This is a genomic window from Pararhodospirillum oryzae, from assembly GCF_007992075.1.
GTDB classification, from domain to species: Bacteria; Pseudomonadota; Alphaproteobacteria; order Rhodospirillales; family Rhodospirillaceae; genus Pararhodospirillum; species Pararhodospirillum oryzae.
Genome location: NZ_BJZO01000027.1, coordinates 22,985 through 43,768, shown reverse-complemented (window position 1 = coordinate 43,768; position 20,784 = coordinate 22,985). Strand labels below are relative to the sequence as shown.

At 66.6% G+C, this 20,784-nt stretch carries 21 protein-coding genes; 13 read left to right on the top strand and 8 right to left on the bottom strand.

Annotation, left to right across the window (positions count from 1 at the left end):
- Nucleotides 1–51 precede the first annotated feature (51 nt).
- The 5 genes from ROR02_RS06435 to ROR02_RS06415 all read left to right on the top strand — a co-directional run bounded on the left by ROR02_RS06435 (nt 52) and on the right by ROR02_RS06415 (nt 5,317).
- Nucleotides 52–1,146: a glycosyltransferase family 2 protein gene (locus tag ROR02_RS06435; protein WP_170244996.1), complete on the top strand. Its 1,095-nt coding sequence runs from the start codon at nt 52–54 to the stop codon at nt 1,144–1,146.
- A 77-nt stretch (nt 1,147–1,223) separates the two neighbouring features.
- Entirely contained in the window at nt 1,224–2,540 is a 1,317-nt protein-coding gene (gene proS, locus ROR02_RS06430; RefSeq protein WP_147163193.1) for a proline--tRNA ligase, read from the top strand.
- Between the two features lie 218 nt (nt 2,541–2,758).
- Nucleotides 2,759–3,388 (top strand): DJ-1/PfpI family protein, encoded by a 630-nt coding sequence (locus tag ROR02_RS06425; RefSeq protein ID WP_147163192.1) that lies wholly within the window; start codon nt 2,759–2,761, stop codon nt 3,386–3,388.
- Entirely contained in the window at nt 3,385–4,638 is a 1,254-nt protein-coding gene (locus ROR02_RS06420; RefSeq protein ID WP_147163191.1) for a lipoprotein-releasing ABC transporter permease subunit, read from the top strand. The genes ROR02_RS06425 and ROR02_RS06420 overlap by 4 nt, the downstream gene beginning before the upstream one ends.
- Nucleotides 4,631–5,317 (top strand): ABC transporter ATP-binding protein, encoded by a 687-nt coding sequence (locus ROR02_RS06415; RefSeq protein ID WP_147163190.1) that lies wholly within the window; start codon nt 4,631–4,633, stop codon nt 5,315–5,317. The genes ROR02_RS06420 and ROR02_RS06415 overlap by 8 nt, the downstream gene beginning before the upstream one ends.
- A gap of 57 nt (nt 5,318–5,374) precedes the next feature.
- Here ROR02_RS06415 and ROR02_RS06410 read toward each other — a convergent pair whose 3' ends face one another.
- The 3 genes from ROR02_RS06410 to ROR02_RS06400 all read right to left on the bottom strand — a co-directional run bounded on the left by ROR02_RS06410 (nt 5,375) and on the right by ROR02_RS06400 (nt 9,667).
- Nucleotides 5,375–8,113, bottom strand: coding sequence for a phosphoenolpyruvate carboxylase (locus ROR02_RS06410; RefSeq protein ID WP_170244995.1), 2,739 nt, complete (start codon nt 8,111–8,113; stop codon nt 5,375–5,377).
- A 289-nt stretch (nt 8,114–8,402) separates the two neighbouring features.
- Complete coding sequence (locus ROR02_RS06405; RefSeq protein ID WP_246135431.1) at nt 8,403–8,714, bottom strand: P-II family nitrogen regulator; 312 nt, start codon at nt 8,712–8,714, stop codon at nt 8,403–8,405.
- A complete protein-coding gene (locus ROR02_RS06400; protein ID WP_147163187.1) occupies nt 8,714–9,667 on the bottom strand; it encodes a sodium-dependent bicarbonate transport family permease in 954 nt (317 codons plus the stop codon). Before ROR02_RS06400 ends, ROR02_RS06405 begins: the two co-directional genes overlap by 1 nt.
- 664 nt (nt 9,668–10,331) lie before the next feature.
- Here ROR02_RS06400 and ROR02_RS06395 point away from each other — a divergent pair.
- On the top strand, nt 10,332–11,036 hold the full coding sequence (locus ROR02_RS06395) for a helix-turn-helix transcriptional regulator (RefSeq protein ID WP_147163186.1): 705 nt from the start codon (nt 10,332–10,334) through the stop codon (nt 11,034–11,036).
- Here ROR02_RS06395 and ruvX read toward each other — a convergent pair.
- The gene (ruvX, locus tag ROR02_RS06390; RefSeq protein WP_147163185.1) at nt 10,979–11,470 is read right to left on the bottom strand and encodes a Holliday junction resolvase RuvX; all 492 of its coding nucleotides are present in this window, start codon (nt 11,468–11,470) and stop codon (nt 10,979–10,981) included. The two genes, ROR02_RS06395 and ruvX, sit on opposite strands and share 58 nt — an antisense overlap.
- A gap of 152 nt (nt 11,471–11,622) precedes the next feature.
- Between ruvX and gatC the strand changes: the two genes are divergently transcribed.
- The 3 genes from gatC to gatB are packed head-to-tail and all read left to right on the top strand — an operon-like array spanning nt 11,623 to nt 14,896.
- Complete coding sequence (gatC, locus tag ROR02_RS06385; RefSeq protein ID WP_147163184.1) at nt 11,623–11,910, top strand: Asp-tRNA(Asn)/Glu-tRNA(Gln) amidotransferase subunit GatC; 288 nt, start codon at nt 11,623–11,625, stop codon at nt 11,908–11,910.
- Nucleotides 11,911–11,922: 12 nt separating this feature from the next.
- On the top strand, nt 11,923–13,431 hold the full coding sequence (gatA, locus tag ROR02_RS06380) for an Asp-tRNA(Asn)/Glu-tRNA(Gln) amidotransferase subunit GatA (RefSeq protein ID WP_147163183.1): 1,509 nt from the start codon (nt 11,923–11,925) through the stop codon (nt 13,429–13,431).
- A gap of 4 nt (nt 13,432–13,435) precedes the next feature.
- Nucleotides 13,436–14,896 (top strand): Asp-tRNA(Asn)/Glu-tRNA(Gln) amidotransferase subunit GatB, encoded by a 1,461-nt coding sequence (gene gatB / locus ROR02_RS06375; RefSeq protein WP_147163182.1) that lies wholly within the window; start codon nt 13,436–13,438, stop codon nt 14,894–14,896.
- Nucleotides 14,897–15,074: 178 nt separating this feature from the next.
- Here gatB and ROR02_RS06370 read toward each other — a convergent pair whose 3' ends face one another.
- The 4 genes from ROR02_RS06370 to ROR02_RS06355 all read right to left on the bottom strand — a co-directional run bounded on the left by ROR02_RS06370 (nt 15,075) and on the right by ROR02_RS06355 (nt 17,197).
- A complete protein-coding gene (locus ROR02_RS06370) occupies nt 15,075–15,290 on the bottom strand; it encodes a hypothetical protein (RefSeq protein ID WP_147163181.1) in 216 nt (71 codons plus the stop codon).
- 274 nt (nt 15,291–15,564) lie between these two features.
- A complete protein-coding gene (locus tag ROR02_RS06365; RefSeq protein WP_147163180.1) occupies nt 15,565–15,768 on the bottom strand; it encodes a hypothetical protein in 204 nt (67 codons plus the stop codon).
- 159 nt (nt 15,769–15,927) lie between these two features.
- Nucleotides 15,928–16,584, bottom strand: a complete 657-nt coding sequence (locus ROR02_RS06360) for a uracil-DNA glycosylase (protein WP_147163179.1) — start codon at nt 16,582–16,584, stop codon at nt 15,928–15,930.
- On the bottom strand, nt 16,574–17,197 hold the full coding sequence (locus ROR02_RS06355; protein WP_147163178.1) for a LabA-like NYN domain-containing protein: 624 nt from the start codon (nt 17,195–17,197) through the stop codon (nt 16,574–16,576). The genes ROR02_RS06360 and ROR02_RS06355 overlap by 11 nt, the downstream gene beginning before the upstream one ends.
- Before the next feature lie 159 nt (nt 17,198–17,356).
- Between ROR02_RS06355 and folK the strand changes: the two genes are divergently transcribed.
- The 4 genes from folK (at nt 17,357) to ROR02_RS06340 (ending at nt 20,758) form a co-directional block, all read left to right on the top strand.
- Nucleotides 17,357–17,884, top strand: a complete 528-nt coding sequence (gene folK, locus ROR02_RS06350; protein WP_147163177.1) for a 2-amino-4-hydroxy-6-hydroxymethyldihydropteridine diphosphokinase — start codon at nt 17,357–17,359, stop codon at nt 17,882–17,884.
- A 2-nt stretch (nt 17,885–17,886) separates the two neighbouring features.
- Nucleotides 17,887–18,045, top strand: coding sequence for a hypothetical protein (locus ROR02_RS16575; RefSeq protein WP_170244994.1), 159 nt, complete (start codon nt 17,887–17,889; stop codon nt 18,043–18,045).
- 119 nt (nt 18,046–18,164) lie between these two features.
- Entirely contained in the window at nt 18,165–18,587 is a 423-nt protein-coding gene (gene rpoZ / locus ROR02_RS06345; RefSeq protein WP_147163176.1) for a DNA-directed RNA polymerase subunit omega, read from the top strand.
- Between the two features lie 32 nt (nt 18,588–18,619).
- The gene (locus ROR02_RS06340) at nt 18,620–20,758 is read left to right on the top strand and encodes a RelA/SpoT family protein (RefSeq protein ID WP_147163175.1); all 2,139 of its coding nucleotides are present in this window, start codon (nt 18,620–18,622) and stop codon (nt 20,756–20,758) included.
- The last annotated feature ends 26 nt before the right edge of the window (nt 20,759–20,784 follow it).

The following is a 20,784-nucleotide window of genomic DNA, read 5'->3' as shown; positions in this document are numbered from 1 at the left end:
TTTGTCCACGTCCCAAGCCTTGCGCGTCCACGACCGTCGGAGAGACTTCCCATGGCCACCTTGTCCTTGCAGGAAGCCTTTGCCCAGGCCCTGACTCACCAGGCGGAAAACCGCCCCAGCGACGCCATCGCCCTCTACCGCGACATCACCGGGTGCGTTCCCACCGAATGGGCGCCCTGGAACAACATGTTCTACCTGTTGGCGATCGAAGGCAAAAAAGAGGATGCCCTGTCGGTGCTGGCCGAAGCCGCCCGCTGGCATCCCGAGGCCGTCCGCGACTGGGAGGATATCCTGGAAGACCTGTGGCCTTCACGCGAGCCCCTGCCCGTGGCCGGATCGGTGGTCGTGCCCGCCTACAAGGCGGCCTCCTTCCTGCCGGCAACGCTGGACAGCATCCTCGCGGCCATCCGGGCCCTGGAAGCCAGCCTGGCCCGCACCGCCTGGATCGTCGTGGTCGATGACGCCTCGACGGACCAGACGGCGGCCGTGGTCCATGCCTGGGCCCGCGAGCGCGGCTTCCAGAATTTCCGGCTGCTGGTTCACACCGGCAACCGGGGCCCGGGGGCGGCGCGCAACGCCGGTGTGCGGGCGGCCGAGGGCGCCCTGATCTGGTTCCTGGATGCCGACGACGCCTATGCCCCTTCCCACTTGGTGAACACCGCAACCGCCCTGGACCGTCGCCCCGATGCCGGATTTGCCCGGTCGGGCGTGATCTTCGACGGAATCGACGATCGCATTCTTCCGCACTGGCGCACCCAGTGCGAGACCTCGATCCCCATCAATCTGTGTGTCCGTCGCGTGTGCCAGGACTACATCGGCGGATTTCCGGAAGAAACGGCCTTCCGGACCGGCGGCGGCGAAGACTGCGCCCAGGCCAGACTGCTGCAACGGTTTTTTCGTGGTGTCCAACTGGACGCGCGCACGGTTTTGTATCGGCGGCGCCCCGGCAACGCCTTCGACCAGCAGGTGCGGAAATTCACCGGAGAAGAGGTCGAAACCCTGGAAACCCTGCCGCGTGGGCTGGTCATCGCCCAGCGGGCCGGCCTGGTTCTGGCCGAGCGGCGCTTCAAGGAAATCGCGCGACGCGCCCCGGATGCCTCGGTGCGGCCCTTCATGGGATCCCCCCCGGCCTCTCTCTCGACCTGACCCGGGTTCCGGGATAAGGTGGGCCCTTGCCTTATTACGGCCCCCTGGCCCCGCCTTGCGCTGGAGAGAAGGACGTCATGCGCCTGTCCCGTTATTTTTTGCCGACCCTCAAGGAAACGCCGTCGGAAGCCGAAATCGTTTCCCACCGTCTGATGCTGCGCGCCGGCATGATTCGGCAACATACCTCGGGCATCTACAGCTGGCTGCCGCTGGGCTTGCGGGTGTTGCGCGCCATTGAACAGATCGTGCGCGAGGAGCAGGACCGGGCCGGCGCCCAGGAAATCCTGATGCCCACCGTCCAGTCGGCCGAGCTGTGGCGCGAAAGCGGCCGCTACGACGACTACGGCAAGGAGATGCTGCGCATCGTCGATCGCCACGAGCGCGACATGCTCTACGGACCCACCCACGAAGAGGTCGTCACCGACATCTTCCGCAAGAACATCCAAAGCTACCGCGATCTGCCCAAGAACCTTTATCAGATCCATTGGAAGTTCCGCGACGAGGTGCGCCCGCGCTTTGGCGTGATGCGCGGACGCGAGTTCCTGATGAAGGATGGCTATTCCTTCGACCTGGATCCCCTGGCGGCCCGGCGCGCCTACTACCGCATGTTCGTGGCTTACTTGCGCACCTTCCACCGCCTGGGCCTGAAGGCCATTCCCATGGCCGCCGACACCGGCCCGATTGGCGGTTCGCTCAGCCACGAGTTCATCATCCTGGCCGAAACCGGCGAAAGCGCCGTGTTCTGCCACAAGGACCTGCTCGACAAGACGCCGCCCCAGAACGTGGACTACGACGGCGACCTGGAGCCGATCTTCAAGGAATGGACCAGCCTGTACGCGGCCACCGATGAAAAGCACGGCCCCGACCATGGCGTGCCCGAAGGCGATCTGGTCAGCGCGCGCGGCATCGAGGTGGGCCACATCTTCAACTTCGGCACCAAGTACTCGGTGCCGATGGGCGCCACCGTCACCACCCAGGACGGATCCAGCGTGCCGGTGCACATGGGGTCCTACGGCATTGGCGTCTCGCGCCTGGTGGGCGGCATCATCGAGGCCAGCCACGACGACGCGGGCATCATCTGGCCCGACAGCGTGGCCCCGTTCCAGGTGGCCCTGGTCAACCTCAAGGCCGGCGATGCCCAGACCGACGCTGCTTGCGCCGACCTGGAAACGCGCCTGGCCGCCGCCGGGCTTTCGGTGCTGATCGACGACACCGACGAACGCCCGGGCGCCAAGTTCGCGACCCAGGACCTGATCGGCCTGCCCTGGCAGCTGATCGTGGGCCCCAAGGGCCTGGCCCGGGGCGTGGTGGAACTGAAGCGCCGCGCCACCGGCGAGCGCCACGAGGTCACGGTGGAAAGCGCGCTCGCCCACCTGACCGGCACCGGCGCTTAAACGCAAGCACCGGGTTCATTCCCGCCGCCCGCCATGCTGGCCGCGCCAGCACCCGGGCGGCGGAACGGTTTGCCTTGCCGGGGCGGGTCATGAGGCCCGCTCCTTTGAAGAAGGCCCGTGGCCGCACAGCCTGCCCCAGCCAGCCCGGGGCCGTGCCCGCGCGGGCCGTCCCCCTGCCCCGGGGCTCGCCCCGGGACCGATCAAATGGAATCCTCCTCATGGAAGTGGTCATTCTGGTTTACGATGGCCTGACGCCGCTAGACGCCATTGGCCCGTTCGACATCCTGGGCAAGCTCCCCAAGGCCCGCGTGCGCGTGGTTGGCCTGGATTCGGGGCTGGTTCATTCGCGGGGCGGCGCCTTGGGCCTGCGCGCGTCGGCCAGCCTGGAGGAAATCGCGAGCGCCGACGTTCTGGTGGTTCCGGGCGGCGCCGGGGCCGACAACCTGGCCCACGACCCCGCCCTGGCCCGGGGCCTGCGCCGTCTTTCCGCCTCGGCGCGCGCGGTGCTGGGGGTTTCCACCGGCGCCTTGCTGCTGGGAGGCGCCGGGCTTCTCAAGGGACGCGAGGCCACCACCCACTGGCGGGCCCTCGATCTGCTGGCCGGCTTTGGCGCCACCGTGGTGCCCCGGCGCATCGTGACCAGCGGCCCCTTCATCACGACGAACGGCGCCGCCGCCGGCATGGACGCGGCGCTGGCCCTGGCCCAGACCCTGGCCGGCCCCGAGGTGGCCGAGGCGATTCAATTGCTGGTGGGCTACGACCCCGAGCCGCCGCTGGAAGCCGGGGATCTGTTCAAGGCCCCCGAGGCCCGCGCCCACCTAGCCCGCACCGGATTGGAGCGTCCATGATCTTTAACTCCTTCGAGCGGATGATGGCCGGGCGCTACCTGCGCGCCCGGCGCAAGGAAGGGTTTGTCTCGGTCATCGCCGGCTTTTCCCTGGCCGGCATTGCCCTGGGCGTGGCCACCTTGATCATCGTCATGGCGGTGATGAACGGGTTTCGCGAAGACCTGATGTCGCGCATCTTCGGGCTTAACGGGCACCTCAGCGTGTTCGGAGCCGGCGAGATGCTGGGCAACTACGACACCCTGGCCGACCAGATCCGCGCCCTGCCCGAGGTCAGGACCGTGACCCCGACCATCGAGGGCCAGGTGATGCTCTCGGCCAACGGGGCCTCGCTGGGGGGGCTGGTGCGCGGCGCCACCGCCCTCGACCTCAAGGCCCGGCCCATGCTGGCCAAGGCCATCGTGGCCGGGTCGCTCGACGACCTGACCGGCCAGGACGCGATCATGATCGGCAGCCGGCTGGCCGGGCGCCTGGGCCTGGGCTTGGGCGACAAGCTCACCTTGATCTCGCCCAAGGGCAAGGTCACCGGATTTGGCACCGTGCCCGCGATCCGCGCCTACACGGTGCGGGCCATCTTCTCGGTGGGCATGAGTGAATACGATTCCAGCTTCGTCTTCCTGCCCCTGGAGGCGGCCCGGGTTTATTTCCAGGTCCCCGACGGCGCCGTGCATCACCTGGAAATCGAGGTGGACAACCCCGACCGGGTAGGCGACGTGAGCCTGGCCATCGGGCGCCTCGACCACGGCCAGGGCCTGCGCCTGCGCGACTGGCGCCAAAGCAACGCGACGTTCTTCAACGCCCTTCAGGTTGAACGCAACGTCATGTTCCTGATCTTGACCCTGATCATCCTGGTGGCCGCCTTCAACATCATCAGCGGCCTGATCATGCTGGTGAAGGACAAGGGCCGCGACATCGCCATCTTGCGCACCATGGGGGCCAGCCGGGGCTCGATCATGCGCATTTTCTTCCTGGCCGGGGCCAGCGTGGGCACCTTGGGCACGCTGATCGGGCTTTTGATCGGGGTGTTGTTCTGCGACAACATCGAGGCCATTCGTCAGGGGCTGCAAAGCCTGCTCGGGGTCGAGCTGTTCAATGCCGAGATTTATTTCCTGGCCACCATGCCCGCGCGCATGGATCCGCACGAGGTGATGAACGTGGTGGGGATGGCGCTGGGCCTGTCGTTCGCCGCGACGCTGTATCCGGCCTGGCGGGCGGCCCGGACCGATCCCGTGGAGGCGCTGCGCCATGAATAACCCCGTCGTTCTGGGCCTGGAAGGGGTCCGGCGGGCCTTCCGCCAGGGACGCGAAACCCTGAGCGTGCTCGATGGCGCCGATCTCCATGTGAAGGCCGGCGAGATCGTGGCCCTGGTCGGCCCCTCGGGCGCGGGCAAATCCACCTTGCTGCAAATCTGCGGCCTGCTGGAACGCCCCGACGGCGGGCGGGTTCTTCTGGAGGGGACCGATTGCTCGGCCCTGTCCGACCCCCAGCGCACCCGCCTGCGCCGGGACGCGCTGGGCTTTGTCTACCAGTACCACCATCTGCTGCCCGAGTTCTCGGCGCTGGAAAACATCACGATTCCGCAGCGGATCGCGGGCGTTCCCGTCAAGGCGGCCCAGGAAAGGGCGCGAACCCTGCTCGCGGGCATGGGGCTGGCCGAACGGGCCGGCCACCGCCCCGGCCAGCTGTCGGGAGGCGAACAGCAAAGGGTGGCGATTGCCCGCGCCCTGGCCAACCGGCCGCGCTTGCTGCTGGCCGACGAGCCGACCGGCAACCTCGACCCGGCCACGGCCGAACGGGTGTTCGCCGTGCTGCTGGAGCGGGTGCGCGAGGAAGGCCTGGCGGCCCTGATCGCCACCCACAACCCGGATCTGGCGGCGCGCATGGATCGCCGCCTGACCCTGGAAGGCGGCCGGGTGGTCGCGCTTTCCTGAGACTTTCCCCCGAAAGGCAGCCCGTTGCGCCTTTCGGGGGCGTCCGCCGTGAAAACGCTACCCGGTGGCGCCCAGGCCGCCGGCGATGGCGTTGACGGTGAGCAGCAACCGGGCTTCCAGGGCGCCGGCCCTGGCTTCCTCGCCCGCCCCCCGGGCCTCGCGCCAGCGCCCCAGAAGATCGACCTGACGATGATGCAGCGCCTCCAGGGCGGGCTGGCGCAAGGCCAGGGCGCGCTGCACACGCGGCCGGGTGCGCGCCAGCGGCCCGCCGTAGATCGCCTCCAGCGCCTCCCGGGTGCGGTGGTGTTCTTCCTCGATCCGCCGCAAGAACGGCTCGCGCACGGAAGCGTCGGCGACCAGCCCGGCGTAGGCGCGCATCAAGGGCGGGTCGGCCATGGCCACGCTGGTGGCCACCGAACTGATGACGTGGTGCAGCGGGGCCCAGTCGAACACCGCCGCCACCAGGCGGGCGTGATCGCCGGGGGCCTCGCGTTCAAGCTCGGCCAGGGCGGAGCCCACCCCATGCCAGCCCGACAGGAAGAAGCGCGCCTGACTCCAGGCGAAAACCCAGGGAATGGCGCGCAGGTCGGCCAGGGTACGCGCCCCCGAGCGCCGCACCGGACGCGAGCCGATCCGCGCCATCTCGATGGCGTCAAGGGGGGTGGCGCCCTCGAAAAAGGCCACGAACCCGGGGGCGTGCACCAGGGCCTCGTAGGCCGCGCGGCTGAGGGTGGCGACCCGGTCCATCACCGGCGCCAGGACGTGGAGCGGCGCCCCCTCGGCCAGGGCGGGCGCGGCGCTGGCGGCGGCGGTGCCGGCCATCAGGAGTTCCAGGTTGTGCACGGCGGTAATGCGGTTGGCGTACTTCTGCGCCACCACCTCGCCCTGCTCGGTCAAGCGCAGATCCCCGCCCACGGCCGATGCGGGCAAGGCGCGCAGGAAGCGGTGGGTGGGGCCCGCCCCCCGGCTGATCGATCCGCCCCGCCCATGGAAAAAGCGCACCCGCACGCCATGGGTTTCGCCCACCCGGGCCAGGGCTTCCTGGGCCCGGTGCAAGCCCCAGCGGCTGGCCCACAGGCCCCCATCCTTGTTGGAATCGCTGTAGCCGATCATCACCTGTTGCACCGGCTGGGCCAGCCCGGCCCTTTGCGCCTGGAAGCGCAGCGAACGCCGCACCAGGGGATGGCGCAGCACGGCATCAAGGATCGCCGGCCCGTTCTCCAGATCGTCGATGGTTTCCAGCAAGGGGACCACCGGCAGCGGGCACACCCCCTCCCCGTCTTCCTCGTGCAACAGGCCCGCCTCGCGCGCGAGCAGGTAAACCCCCAGCACGTCGCCGGCCGAACGGGTCATGCTGACGATCAGGGCCCCCAGGGCGCCGGGGCCATGGGCGCGGATCTCGCGGGCCACGACCTGCAGACACGACACCACGCCCTGGGCCGCCGGCCCCAGGCTCTCGCGCGCCGCTTCGTGCAGGAAGGGACGCGAGGAGGCCAGTTCCGCTTCAAGAAGCGCGAGGCGCCCCGAGGCATCGGCGGCCAGGAAGCCGGCCCCATCCAGATGCGCCCGGGTCATCAGGTCGGCCAGGGCTTCCTCGTGGACCCGGCTGTTTTGCCGGATGTCAAGGCAGGCCAGATGGAACCCGAAGACACGCACGCCGTCGCGCACCGGGCCGATCACCTCGTGGGCCAGCCGCCCCGCCCCCAGCAGGTGCAAGGCCTCCTCCAGCACCGCGAGATCGGCGTCCAGATCGGCGGGGCCGGCATAGGGGGCCGGCGACGGCGTATCGGGCAGGCGGGCCAGCATCAACGACAGGGCCTGACGCACCGTTTCCCCCGGATTGCGCGCCAGGGCCGCCTGTCCCGCCGCGCCCAGCAAGGCCGCGCCCCGGGCGACGTGCCCGGCCAGGGCGGGCGGCGGCGGGTAGAAGCGATCAGACAGGCTAAGGCGCACGGCCGCCGCCTTCAGGCGCTCGCGGTGCAGGTCCAAGGCGGCGGCGCGCAGCTCGGCCAGGGTTTCGGCGGTGACCTGCGCCGTGACCAGCGGGTGGCCGTCGCGATCGCCCCCGACCCACGACCCGAAGGACAGGCGTGGCCCGCCCCCGGCCTCGGCAAGCACCAGGGGATCAAGCCCCTCGACCCGCCACGCCTGGGCCAGCCGGGCGCGCACCGCCGGCAGGGCATCGGGAAAAACGTGGCGCAGAAAGTGAAGAACATGGCGGCGCTCGGAGGCGAGATCGGGCTTTTCCAGGAAAATCTCGCCGGTCCGCCACAGGCATTCCAGAACGGTCTTGATCCGGGCGCGGATATCCGCCTGTTCGTCCGGGGTGAACATCGAGTTCTCCCGCTCGACAAGCAGCAGGTACAAGGCCCGGTGATGTTCCAGCACCGTCTGGCGCTTGGCTTCCGTCGGGTGGGCGGTGAGCACCGGTTCAACCCGGACCGAGCCCAACAGATGCGCCAGCGCATCGGGGGAAAGGCCGCCGTCGCGCAGGCGGCGCAACTGCTGCTCCCAGGCCCCGGATTCCCCGGCGCCCCGCCCTTCGCGGCGGGCGTGGCGCCGCGCCTGGGCCATGGCGTTTTCCTCGGCCAGCCGCAGCAGCTGGAAGGCGATGCCCTGGGCCTGGATCAGGCGTTCGGGGTCCACCTCCGGGCCGACCAGCCCCGGAGCATGCAGGGCCCGGGCCACCGCCCCATCCCCGCTTTCGTCCAGCACCTCGGCCAGACAGGCCAGCAGGAACCGGAAATCCTGCTCGGTCTTGTCCAGGGCTTCGCCCCCCACTCTCCCGGGTTCCATGATCGCCTCCTGTTTTTCCGTCCGCCCCGGGGGCCCTTGCGAAGCCCCCGGCCCGTACATGGGGGCCAAAAACCGCCTGGGGCACCCCCTCGACGCGAAAACAAGCCCGCCCCGAGGGGTTGGACGAAAAAAAAGATCAGAAACAAAGAGGTGGGTAGCGTTTCCTCATCAAGACCGAGCACGTGTTCCTGGAAGGCATTCCGATCAAAAGGGATCGGTGAATGCGCTCTATCTTACTGAACTATCGCACTTTCAAACCGAAACGGCCCCCATTTTGGCCAAAAAGGTTTTAGTAGCGATCGGCGCGCAGGACCTCGACGTCCGACACATAAATGACCATCCCGTAGTTCGAGGCGTATTTTTGGTGAACCGTTGCCGCGATCTTGGGGGCAAGGGTTTCATCGCACACGATTTCGATGCGAAGATTCGACGCCAGCCCCCACGATCCCGACTGAATCCCCCGGCTGCCCTTGCCCCGCGCCTCGGTCACCGTGTAGCCGCTGGGGCCCAGGGCATCGATATCCGCCAGGATGGCGCCTTCCAAGGTCGCCTCGGTGATGATGGTGACAAGGCGGCGGCGATGAAAGGAATGGGTGGTCATCACAAGGCCTCCATGAAGGCGTGAACCTGAAGGGCGAGCTGATAGTACAAGGGCACCCCCAGCAGAATGTTAAAGGGGAATGTGACCCCCAGCGAGGCGCCCAGCGACAAGGCCGGATTGGCCTCGGGCACGATCATGCGAAACGCCGCCGGCACGGCAATGTACGAGGCGCTGGCGGCCATGGTGGAAAGCAAGGCCACGCCGCCCACCGACAGCCCCAGGGCACTGCCCAAGGTGGCGCCGATGGTCGCGCCGACCAGGGGCATGACCAGACCGAAACCCAGCAAGAACACGCCATGGCGGCGCAGGTCTCCCAGATGGCCGGCGGCAATCAGCCCCATATCAAGCAAGAACAGCGCCAGAACCCCCTTGAAGAGGTCGAAGAACAGGGGCTTGATCGGCGCCACCCCTTCCGGTCCCGCCCCCAGGCCGATCAGCAGGCCGCCGATCAGCAGCACCAGGCCCCGGCCCAGAAAAACTTCCTGGGCCATGCGCCCCCACCGCGTTCCTTTTTCCAGGCCGCGCGCCAGCAAGATGCCCACGACGATGGCCGGGATTTCCAAAACGGCCACGAAGACCGGCATGTGGTCCTCGAACGTCACGTCATGGTGGGCCAGGAAGGCGGCCGCCACCGCGTAGGTGCCGACACTGACCGAGCCATAGTGCGCCGCCACCGACGCGGCATCGGCCCGGGGCAGATGGCCCAGCCTGTAGAGCACGGGAAAGGCCAGCAAAGGCATCAAGCCCCCCATCAGGCCCACCGCGATCACCTGGGGCACCACCTCCCCCAGGGGCTGTTGCGAGAGCGCCACGCCCCCCTTCAGGCCAATGGCGAGGAGCAGCACCATGCTGAGGAAATCGTGAATCGGGGCCGGCAAACGCAGGTCCGACCGGGACAGGCCGGCAACAACCCCCAGGATGAAAAACAAGATCACAGGATCAAGGCTTGGCATGACAAAAAGGCCCCAAGGTGAAAGACACAAGGGGGAGATCCTGCCCCCGGGGCCCTGTTTCGTAAAACTCCAATCGGCCATGGCCCACATGCCAAAACGACGGCCGAAGCAATCGATGCCCCGGGGAACAGGCCCCGGCCGCTCCCCCCGCGAAGACGGAAAGGCCATCCAGCAAGGCCTCCCTTTCCCCGGCAGGGCCCTTGGACCGATGTCCTTTCCCGGGACGAACCCCTGACGGGAAAAACGCGCCCCCTCGTTCGATCCATGCTTTTTTCGTGCACGTCCTCATGAACACGAGGGGAAATTCAGTCTTATGGGTTGACCTGAAGAGATGAAAACCCAATCTCCCCTTTTGGATGTTTTGGCGCCTTGTCCTCCTGGGACCGGGATCCAGACCACTCTGGTCTTATGGGCAGGTGCCAGGGAGGCACGGCAGGGAAACGCGGTTGGATTCGTCCGCCGGCTCCCTCCGATCTTTCCCGATCTCCCGCTCCAGGACCGTTTCCGCCACGTTCGGGAGACTGAATATTTCATCATATTCTGGTGGAAAATACTCAAAAAGGAGGATGCGCGTCCTTTGCATACAAGGCAACGTAGCTGTCGCCGCCGCCACAGGCAGGCATTCCCTTCATTGATAAGCCAAAATCAGTAAGGATTCGATGGCATGGGCCAGATCGACCAGTTCGAGCATGCGTTCGAGGCACTTGTAGGCGCGTTCGGGGCCGCGTTTTACCTGATCGACCCGCGTCGAACGGTGTTGGTCCGCAACGACGCGGCCCGCGCGTTGGACCAGGCCGGCGGCGCCTTGGCCGTGGATGCGCAAGGCGTGCTGATCGCGCGCACGGCGCGCGGCGATCAACTCCTGGCGGAGTCGGTGGATCGCATCGTCTATCTTGGCGCCGAACACCCCACGCGCAACCACGCCCTTTCGCTGACCATCGGCCGCGACGACGCGGACCGGGGCACGGTGGTGCATATCCTGGGCCTCGCGGGGCTTGCCGAACGCGCCATCATCAAGGTTCCAAGAGTCATGGTCGCGTCCGAGGGAAATTCTCTCCCCGAGGTCCTGCGCCTGATCTATGGCCTGACGCGGGCGGAAAGCCGCCTGGCGGCGGCCATGCTGGGCGGGCAGACCAGCGGGGCCGACCTGGCCGTCGGGCTGGGGCGCAGCGAGTGGACGGTGCGCACCCAGATCCGCTCCTTGCTGGCCAAGCTGGGGGTCGCCACCAAGACCGAGGCCATCGCGCGCATGAGCGCCGAGGTCTTGCCCATGGACCTGGATGCCTTCATCGAGCCCCGCCGATCGGACCGTCAGCGCCAGGGATCTTCCTCGCCGCCGCCCCGGGCCAAGGCATCAAGGGCCCCTTGAAGAATGTAGGCGGCGGCGGCACGGTCGATGACCTTGGCCCGCTTGGCGCGCGAAAGATCGGCTTCCGCCACGAGGAAGCGTTCCACGGCGGCGGTGGATAATCTTTCGTCCCACAGCAGCAAGGGCAGGTCCATGAGCGACAGAAAATTGCGCGCGAATGCCCGCGTGGCCTGACAGCGCGCCCCTTGGGTGCCATCCATCTCGACCGGCAGCCCCAGGACAAGCCCGCCGGCCTCGCGTTCCCTGATCAGGGCCTGCAGGCTTTCGGCATCGGCGGCGAAGCGGCGTCGGGGGATGGTGATCACCGGTGTGGCGATGGAGCGCAGGGAATCGCTGGCGGCCACGCCAATGGTCCGGGTCCCCAGATCAAGCCCCAGGAGGGCCCGGCCCACGGGCAAGGCGTCGCGAAAGGCGTCAAGGGGCAGCACGGGCATGGGGGACTCCGGGAAGAAAGAACGAAAACAGCCCCAAAACCGGCGCCCGGCGCGCGGACAATCCTGCTTGCGGCGATAACCGATTGCGAATGGCCGGGGCCGTCGGCTAAACAAAGGCCCGACCCTCGCCCTCAGACGGAGTTTTTTATCCCATGGCGTTGGACAAAACCACCGTTGCCAACATTGCCTTCCTGGCCCGCCTGGACGTGCCCCAGGATCAGCAAGAGGCCCTGGCCGGAGAGCTGTCCGGCATTCTCACCTGGATCGAGCAGTTGGGCGAAGTGGACACCCAGGACGTGGCTCCCATGACCTGCGTGGCCGATCTGGCCCTCGCGTGGCGCGAGGACGTCATCACCGATGGCGGTTATCCCGCGCGGGTCCTGGCCAACGCACCCGAGCAGCTCGACGGCTGCTACGTGGTGCCCAAGGTGGTGGAGTGAGAGAAGACAGACATGGAATCGACATCCTCCCTGCCCGCCGACCTGACCGACCTGACCCTTGTCCAGGCCCGTTCCGGCCTTGAACAGGGCACGTTCTCGCCCACCGAGCTGGTTCAGGCGCACCTTGACCGCCTGGAGAAGGCCGACGCGCTCAACGCCTTCATCACCAAGACGCCCGATCTGGCCCTCGCCCAGGCCGAGCGCGCCGAAAAGCGCCTGCGCGACCGGACCCATGGCCCGCTCGAAGGCATTCCGCTGGGCATCAAGGACCTGTTTTGCACCGAAGGGGTGGAAACCACCGCCGCCTCGCGCATCCTGAAGGGATTCATTCCCCCCTACGAAAGCACCGTGACCGACAAGCTGTTCCAGGCGGGCGCGGTGATGCTGGGCAAGACCAACCTGGATGAGTTCGCCATGGGCTCGTCCAACAAGACCAGCGCGGCCGGTCCTTGCCTCAACCCGTGGCGGCGCGCCGGCGACGACGAAGCCCTGGTGCCCGGCGGTTCGTCCGGTGGATCGGCGTCGGCGGTGTCCGCGCGTCTGGTCCTGGGCGCCACCGGCACCGACACCGGCGGCTCGATCCGCCAGCCGGCGGCGTTTTGCGGCATTGTCGGCCTGAAGCCCACCTACGGCCGCTGCTCGCGCTGGGGCATCGTCGCGTTCGCGAGCTCGCTCGACCAGGCGGGCCCCATGACCCGCACCGTGCACGACGCGGCGGTGATGCTGCGCGCCATGGCCGGCCACGACCCCCGCGACAGCACCAGCGCCCCCGTCGAGGTTCCCAACTACGAAGCGGCCCTGACCGGCGATATCCGGGGCCTGCGCGTGGGCCTGCCCCGGGAGTACCGCCCCGACGGGCTGGACCCCGAAATGGCGGCCTTGTGGGACAAGGGGGCCCAGATGCTGCGCGACGCCGGCGCCGAGGTGGTTGAAGTCAGCCTGCCGCACACCCGGTATGCCCTGGCCACCTATTACATCGTGGCCCCGGCCGAGGCGTCGTCGAACCTCGCGCGCTATGATGGCGTGCGCTACGGCCTGCGCGTCGAGGGCGCTTCCCTCGACGAGATGTATTGCAAGACCCGGGCCGCCGGGTTCGGCTCCGAGGTGCGCCGGCGCATCCTGATCGGCACCTATGCCCTGTCGGCCGGCTACTACGATGCCTATTACCTGAAGGCACAGCGGGTGCGCGCGCGCATCGCCGACGACTTCCGCCAGGCCTTCCGCGACGTGGACGTGCTGCTCACCCCCACCACCCCCACGGCGGCCTTCGGCCTGAACGAGACCATCGACGATCCCATCACCATGTACCTGAACGACGTGTTCACGGTGCCCACCTCCCTGGCCGGCCTGCCTGGCCTGTCGATCCCCGTTGGTCTGTCGTCCAAGGGCCTGCCCATCGGCCTGCAACTGATCGGGCGGCATTTCGACGAGGAAACGGTGCTCAACGCCGGGCTGGTGCTGGAGCGGGCCGCCGCCTTCACCCATCGCCCGGCCTTCTTGACCGACACGGGGGAGGCCTGAGGCCATGACCTATCGCATTCAGGGGGAAACCGGATCTTGGGAAGTGGTGATCGGCCTGGAGGTCCACGCCCAGGTCATCAGCGCATCCAAGCTGTTCTCCGGTGCCTCGACGACCTTTGGCGCCGAGCCCAACACCCAGGTTTCGCTGGTTGATGCCGCCCTCCCCGGCATGCTGCCGGTGATCAACGGCGTGTGCGTTGAACAGGCGGTGCGCACCGGTCTGGCCTTGCGAGCCAAGATCAATCATCGCTCGATCTTCGCGCGCAAGAACTACTTTTACGCCGACCTGCCCCAGGGCTACCAGATCAGCCAGTACGAACAGCCGATCGTGGGCGAGGGCAAGCTGGTGCTGGACATGCCCGACGGCTCGTCGCGCACCGTGGGCATCGAGCGCTTGCATCTTGAACAAGATGCCGGCAAGTCGATGCACGACCAGCACCCGACCCGCAGCCTGATCGACCTCAACCGGGCCGGCGTCGCGTTGATGGAAATCGTCTCGCGCCCCGACATGCGCGAGCCCGAGGAAGCGGGCGCCTACCTGCGCAAGCTGCGCTCGATCCTGCGCTATATCGGCACGTGCGACGGCAACATGGAGGAAGGCTCCATGCGCTGCGACGTCAACGTGTCGGTGCGCCCCGAGGGCGAAACCGAGCTTCGCACCCGCTGCGAAGTCAAGAACGTGAACTCGGTGCGCTTCGTCATGCAGGCCATCGAGGCGGAAGCCAGCCGCCAGGTGCAGGTGTGGGAAAGCGGCGCCGAGGTCAAGCAGGAGACCCGGCTGTTCGATCCGTCGAAGGGGGAAACCCGGTCGATGCGCTCGAAGGAGCATGCCCACGACTACCGCTACTTCCCCGACCCCGATCTGCTGCCCCTGGAGTTCGACGAGGATTTCGTTGATCGGGTGCGCCAGTCGTTGCCGGAACTGCCCGACGACAAGAAGGAGCGGTTCATCACCGATTATGGCCTCACGCCCTACGACGCCAGCGTGCTGGTGGTCGATCGGGAAAGCGCCGATTATTTCGAAGCGGTGGCCCAGGGCCGCGACGGGAAGACCGCCGCCAACTGGGTGATCAACAACCTGTTCGGCGCGCTGGCCAAGGCCGGCCATTCGGTGGCCGACAGCCCGGTTTCGGCCGCGGCCCTGGGCAAGCTCCTTGACCTGATGGCCTCGGACGTCATCAACGGGCGCATCGCCAAGGATGTGTTCGACGTGATGATCGGCACCGGCGGCGATCCGGAAGCGATTGTCGAGGAACGGGGCCTGCGTCAGGTCACTGACACGGGAGCCATCGAAGCGGCGATCGACGCGGTGATCGCCGCCAACCCGGGCAAGGCGGACGAGGTCCGGGGCGGCAAGGAAAAGCTGCTGGGCTGGTTCGTGGGTCAGGTGATGAAGGCAACCGGCGGCAAGGCCAACCCGGGCCTGGTCAACGACATCCTCAAAAGCCGGCTGCTGGGAGGCTGATCCCCGACCTTGGGAACAAAGGGGAGGCGCGGGGCTTCGCGAAACAGGCCCCCGCTTCCTTCTCCCGGAAAAAGCTCCCGAGCCTTGGGAGCCTCGACAGTCAAACGCCCTTTTTCCGGTTCGTTCCGAAAAAAGGGCGTTTTTTGATGGTCTCTCGGCTGGCGGGAAAACGCCCGGGTCAGGCGTGGGGCACCATGCCGTCGGCGCCCTCGACCAGCAAGGCCTCGACCTGACGCAAGCTCAGATCGGGGCGCAGGGCTCGCAGAACACACAGCACGCGGTGATGCTGGCGAACCGCCGCCGCGTCGCACCCTTGCCCTTGCGGCCTGGTGCGCCCAAGCCGGACAAGCGCCTTGCGGATCACGGCGGCCGAATTGCTTTGATCCAGGGTCATGATGGCGTGCGGCTCCCCTTCCATGAATAAGCACAGCGCGTATTGTGGGGGCCAACTCGTGAACATTTTCTGAAGCGCCGGACCCTTGTTCCGCCGTCCGCCCGACCAGGCGGAGGACCCGGGCCGCGTTTTCCAGGGCACACCCCGAAAAAAGGCCACCTCGCGGATAAGCCGGGCGGGAAAAAAGTCAGAGCGTTCCGGGCCGGAATGGGCCCTGTTTCAGGGGGTCGAAAAGGCGATCAATCAATCAGCTTCAGGTACAATCCGACAAACTCTAAAAATCCGACTCCACGGAGATGGCGCTCAGGGCGTCGACCTGCCCGCCCACGTCACGCCACAAGGCGGCCAGACGGGCATCCCCGGCTTGGGCGCACGAGGCGGCCACCACGATGGCCTGCCCACTGGCGTCCTCCCCATAAAGGTCCACCATCAACCGCGCGAGATGCTGCACACTACCCTGTCCGCCGCCTGACCACATGGGATTGCCCCCGTCCGTCTGGTTCAACGTCTGCTGACCAGTGAAGACTTTAACTCCACTTTAGATCAAGTCTTGTTTTTGAGGGAGCGAGCCCCCAATGCCCGCCCCTGGCAAGAAAGGAATGCAAGAAAACACCCGGCATTCACCGGCCATGCCGCTTCATGCCGCGTCCATGGCCTGAATCAGGGAGGCAACGGCGCCGCGAAACGAGTCCGGCGTCAAACGGCGTGTGTTCTGATTGTAACGCGAGCAGTGATACGAATCGCCCAGCACAATCCCCCCCGGCAGCGCGTGAAGGGCGCCGTGGGCAAAAGGATAAGCCCTCAAGGGCACGTTTCGCGCCCGCAGCACGGCTTCGTGGGCCACCCGGCCCAAGGCGAGAATGCCCCGCAGGCCGGGCATGGCCGCCATTTCGGCCACCAGGAAAGGACGACACGCCGCCTGTTCGGCTGGCGTGGGTTTGTTCTCGGGGGGCACGCAGCGCACGGCATTCGTGATGCGCACGTCCCGGGCCTGCAAGCCGTCGTCCGCCCGCTCCCGGTAGGAGCCGTGCACGCGCCCCATCTCGGCCAGGGTGGCGTAAAGCAGCACCCCGGCGAAATCGCCGGTGAAGGGCCGTCCGGTATGGTTGGCCCCCCGGGCCCCGGGCGCCAGGCCCACCACCAGGAGCGAAGCGGAAAGGGGCCCGAAGGCCGGAACCGGCGCGTTGTGTCCCTCGGGCACGCTGGCCCGCAAGGTCTGGCGCAAGGTCACCAGCCGGGGACACAAGGCGCACTCCCGCCCCGGAACCGGGGGGCGGGCAGCCTCAGGGCACATCGTCGATGTCGTCGTCATCGTCCTGAAGCACGGTGGTGGCCCGGGCCTCGGCGCGGGTGTCGTTGCGCGAGTCGTCACGGTGCAGGGGCGCGCGGGCGATGGAAGGCTCCAGGTCCTGCAGTTCGACGAAACTATCGGCCTGACGGCGCAGCTCATCGGCCACCATCGGCGGCTGGGAGCGCACGGTGCTGACCACGGTCACGCGCAGGCCCTTGCGCTGCACCGCCTCGACCAGGCGGCGGAAGTCCCCGTCGCCGGAAAACAAAACGATATGATCCAGGCACGGGGCCATTTCCATGACATCGATGGCCAGTTCGATGTCCATGTTGCCCTTGATCTTGCGCCGCCCGGTGGCGTCGGTGAACTCCTTGGTCGGCTTGGTCACCATGGTATAGCCATTGTAATCCAGCCAATCGACCAGGGGGCGAATCGGGCTGTATTCCTGATCCTCCACCAGCGCGGTATAGTAAAAGGCCCGGATCAGCCGCCCCTTGGCGGCGAACAGCTCAAGCAGCTTTTTGTAATCGATATCAAAGCCCAGGGCACGGGCGGCGGCGTAAAGGTTGGAACCATCGATGAAGAGCCCGATACGCTCTTGCGGATAAAAGATCATGGAACCCTCGCTAAAACGATTTTGCATTATCGGGTTTGGGGATAGCAAAAAGGAAACCGGAGTTGGCAAAAAGGAGCAATCGACAATGCGAACACCGAATCCCTTGTCATTCGTAAGCGTTACCGACGAGAGGCGCAAGCATCCGATGGGAGGAACTCCATGATTTTCATCGCCCTTGGGGCCAACCTTCCCGGCCCGGCGGGCTCCCCGCGCCAGACGCTGGCCGCGTCCCTGACGGCCCTGGAGGAAGCCGGCGCGAAGGTGCGCGCGTGCTCGCCCTGGTATGCCTCGACCCCCGTTCCCGCCTCGGACCAGCCCGATTACCTCAATGGTGTCGCCCGCGTCGAGACCAGCCTGGATCCCGGGGCCCTGCTGGCCCTGCTGCACGCCATCGAGGCCCGCTTCGGACGCGCGCGCACGGTTCCCAACGCCGCGCGGTCGCTGGACCTTGATCTCCTGGATTACAACGGCCTCGTTCTCGATCAGGGGGCCCCGGTGCTGCCCCACCCGCGCCTCCACGAACGGGCGTTTGTACTATATCCCTTGCGCGATATCGCCGTGTCGTGGCGCCACCCCGTCAGCGGTCTTGATCTCGACGCCTTGATGGCCACTCTGGACCCGGCCCAGATCGTGCGACGCCTGCCCGGGGATCCCTGGTCTTCCGAGAGTCGGAAAATCACGGACTAGGCATGGAATTTGTTGCCAACGCCGCGCGATCCCTCTATGAAATGCGGTTTACCGGTGGCCTCGTGGTGACCGGGGGAGGAGGCTGTCTCTCGTTGAAGACCCGCCACCACGCCCCCGTCGTCCCGGGCACCGTCGGCTGCGTCATCAAGCCATCCTTTTGACCGCGACACGGCGGAAGGGTCCTGCCATGGTTGCGGACCGCAAGGGTGTACGGCACGACAATCGGGCCATGACGCGCCCGTTACGTTGGTTCATACTTGAAGTTTGATCGGAGGGGTGAATGGCCCGCGTTACCGTCGAGGATTGCATCCTTAAGATCCCCAACCGCTTCGAGCTGGTTCTCATCGCCGCCCAGCGCGGCCGCCAGATTTCGGCCGGTGCCCCCCTGACCCTTGATCGCGACAACGACAAAAATCCGGTCGTTGCCTTGCGCGAGGTCGCCAGCGAAAACGTCGATCTTTCGCTGCTGAAGGAAAACCTGATCCAGAGCCTGCAAAAGCACGTAGAAATCGACGAGCCCGAGGACGACGAATTCGACGCCCTGAGCATGGAGCGCGAATTCGCCCGCGATAATGGCTCCGCCGATCTCTCCGAGGAACTGCTGGCCGACGGCCTGAGCATTCAGGAAGCCTCCGACGACGATCTGGAGGCCGGTCTTGATGCCCTGGGCCTGGAGGACGGTCCCGAAGGGGACGAGGACTGACGGCCGCACGGAGGAGAAAGGAGGGCCCGACCATGATGCGCCAGTTCGAACTGGTGGAGCGGGTCAAGGCCTACGATCCCAACGCGGACGAGGACGCGCTGAACCGGGCGTATGTGTACGCCATGAAAATGCACGGGTCGCAGATGCGCGCATCGGGCGACCCCTATTTTTCGCACCCGCTCGACGTGGCGGGCATCCTGACCCAGTACAAGCTGGATACCTCCTCGATCATCACCGCCTTGCTCCACGACACGGTCGAGGACACGGCGGCAACCCTTGATGATATCCGGACCTTGTTCGGGCCCGAGGTGGCGCGCCTGGTCGATGGCGTCACCAAGCTGAACCGGCTGCAAATCACCTCGGACCACGCCAAGCAGGCGGAGAATTTCCGCAAGCTCCTCCTGGCCATGAGCCAGGACATCCGCGTCTTGATGGTCAAGCTCGCCGACCGCCTGCACAACATGCGCACGCTGCACTTCATCCGCAACCCGGAGAAGCGTCACCGCATTGCCTCGGAAACCATCGAGATCTACGCGCCCCTGGCCGAGCGCATCGGCATGGCGGCGATCAAGGCCGAGCTGGAGGATCTGGCGTTCCAGGAACTCCATCCCGATGCCAAGGCGGCGATCGAAACCCGCCTGGCCTTCCTGCGCAAGCAAGATGAAACCGTGGTCCCCAAGGTCATCGCGCAGTTGCACGATGTCTTGAAGGAAAACGGGCTTGAGGCGGACGTCACCGGTCGGGAAAAAACGCCCTATTCCATCTGGGTCAAGATGGGGCGCAAGAATATCAGCATGGAGCAGCTGACCGACATCCTTGCGTTTCGCGTCCTCGTGGAAGATCTTGAGGAATGCTATCGGGCGCTTGGCGTCATCCACGCCAGCTACCCCATGATCCCCGACCGCTTCAAGGATTACATCTCCACCCCCAAGCGCAACGGCTACCAGTCGATCCACACGGCGGTGATCGGGCCCGAGCGGCTGCGCATCGAGGTGCAGATCCGCACCCGCGAGATGCACGAGGTGGCCGAACTGGGCGTGGCCGCGCACTGGTCCTACAAGCAGGGCAGCCCGGTCATGGACGGGCGGCAATACCGCTGGATCCGGGAACTGCTGGAAATCCTGGAACACGCCGCCAGCCCCGAGGAGTTCCTGGAACACACCAAGCTGGAGATGTTCTCGGATCAGGTGTTCTGCTTCACCCCCAAGGGGGAATTGATCTCGCTGCCCAGCGGCGCCACGCCGGTGGACTTCGCCTATGCCGTCCACACCGAAATCGGCGACCGCTGCGTGTCGGCCAAGGTCAACGGCCGCCTGGTTCCGCTTCGCCAGGTGCTGCGCAACGGCGATCAGGTGGAAATCGCCACCAGCAAGGCCCAGACCCCCAGCCCGGAGTGGGAACGCTTCGCCGTTACCGGCAAGGCCCGCGCGCGCATCCGCAAGTACGTGCGCTTGCGCCGGCGCGATGAATACCTGGCACTCGGGCGCCAGCTGCTGGAACGCACCTTCCGGACCGAAGGCTACACCTTGTCGGACAAGGCGCTGGAAGGCGTTTTGAAGATCTTGCGCCAGCCGGCGGTCGAGGACCTGATCGCCGCCGTCGGCGAGGGCGTGATCCCGGCCCGCGAGGTGCTGCAGACCGTTTACCCGGGGCTCAAGGTCCTGCCGCGCCTGGCCGGAGTCGTGGCCCCCAACCGGCCGCGCAAGCGCGCCGAGAACGGCGAACGCGTGAGCATCCGGGGCATGATTCCCGGCATGGCCACCCATTTCGCCCGCTGCTGCCACCCCCTGCCCGGCGATCGTATCGTGGGCATCGTGACCACCGGCAAGGGCATCACCATCCACACCATTGACTGCGAGCAGCTGGAACAGTTCAACGACGAGCCCGAGCGCTGGCTGGATCTGGCCTGGGAAAACGAGGACAACGGTCAGCTCCATATCGGGCGCATGACCGTGGTCATGACCAATGAGCCGGGCAGTGTTGCCACGATGACCACGGTCATCGCCAAGAACAAGGGCAACGTCACCAACCTGAAGACCACCAGCCGCCAGCAGGATTTCTGCGACGTGATCGTGGATGTGGAAGTGCAGGACCTGCGCCACCTTACCAACATCATCGCCGCGCTACGCGCGACGCCTTCCATTAACTTCGTTGAACGGGCGAGGCACTAAAGCGATGTTTCAAAGACGAAACAAAC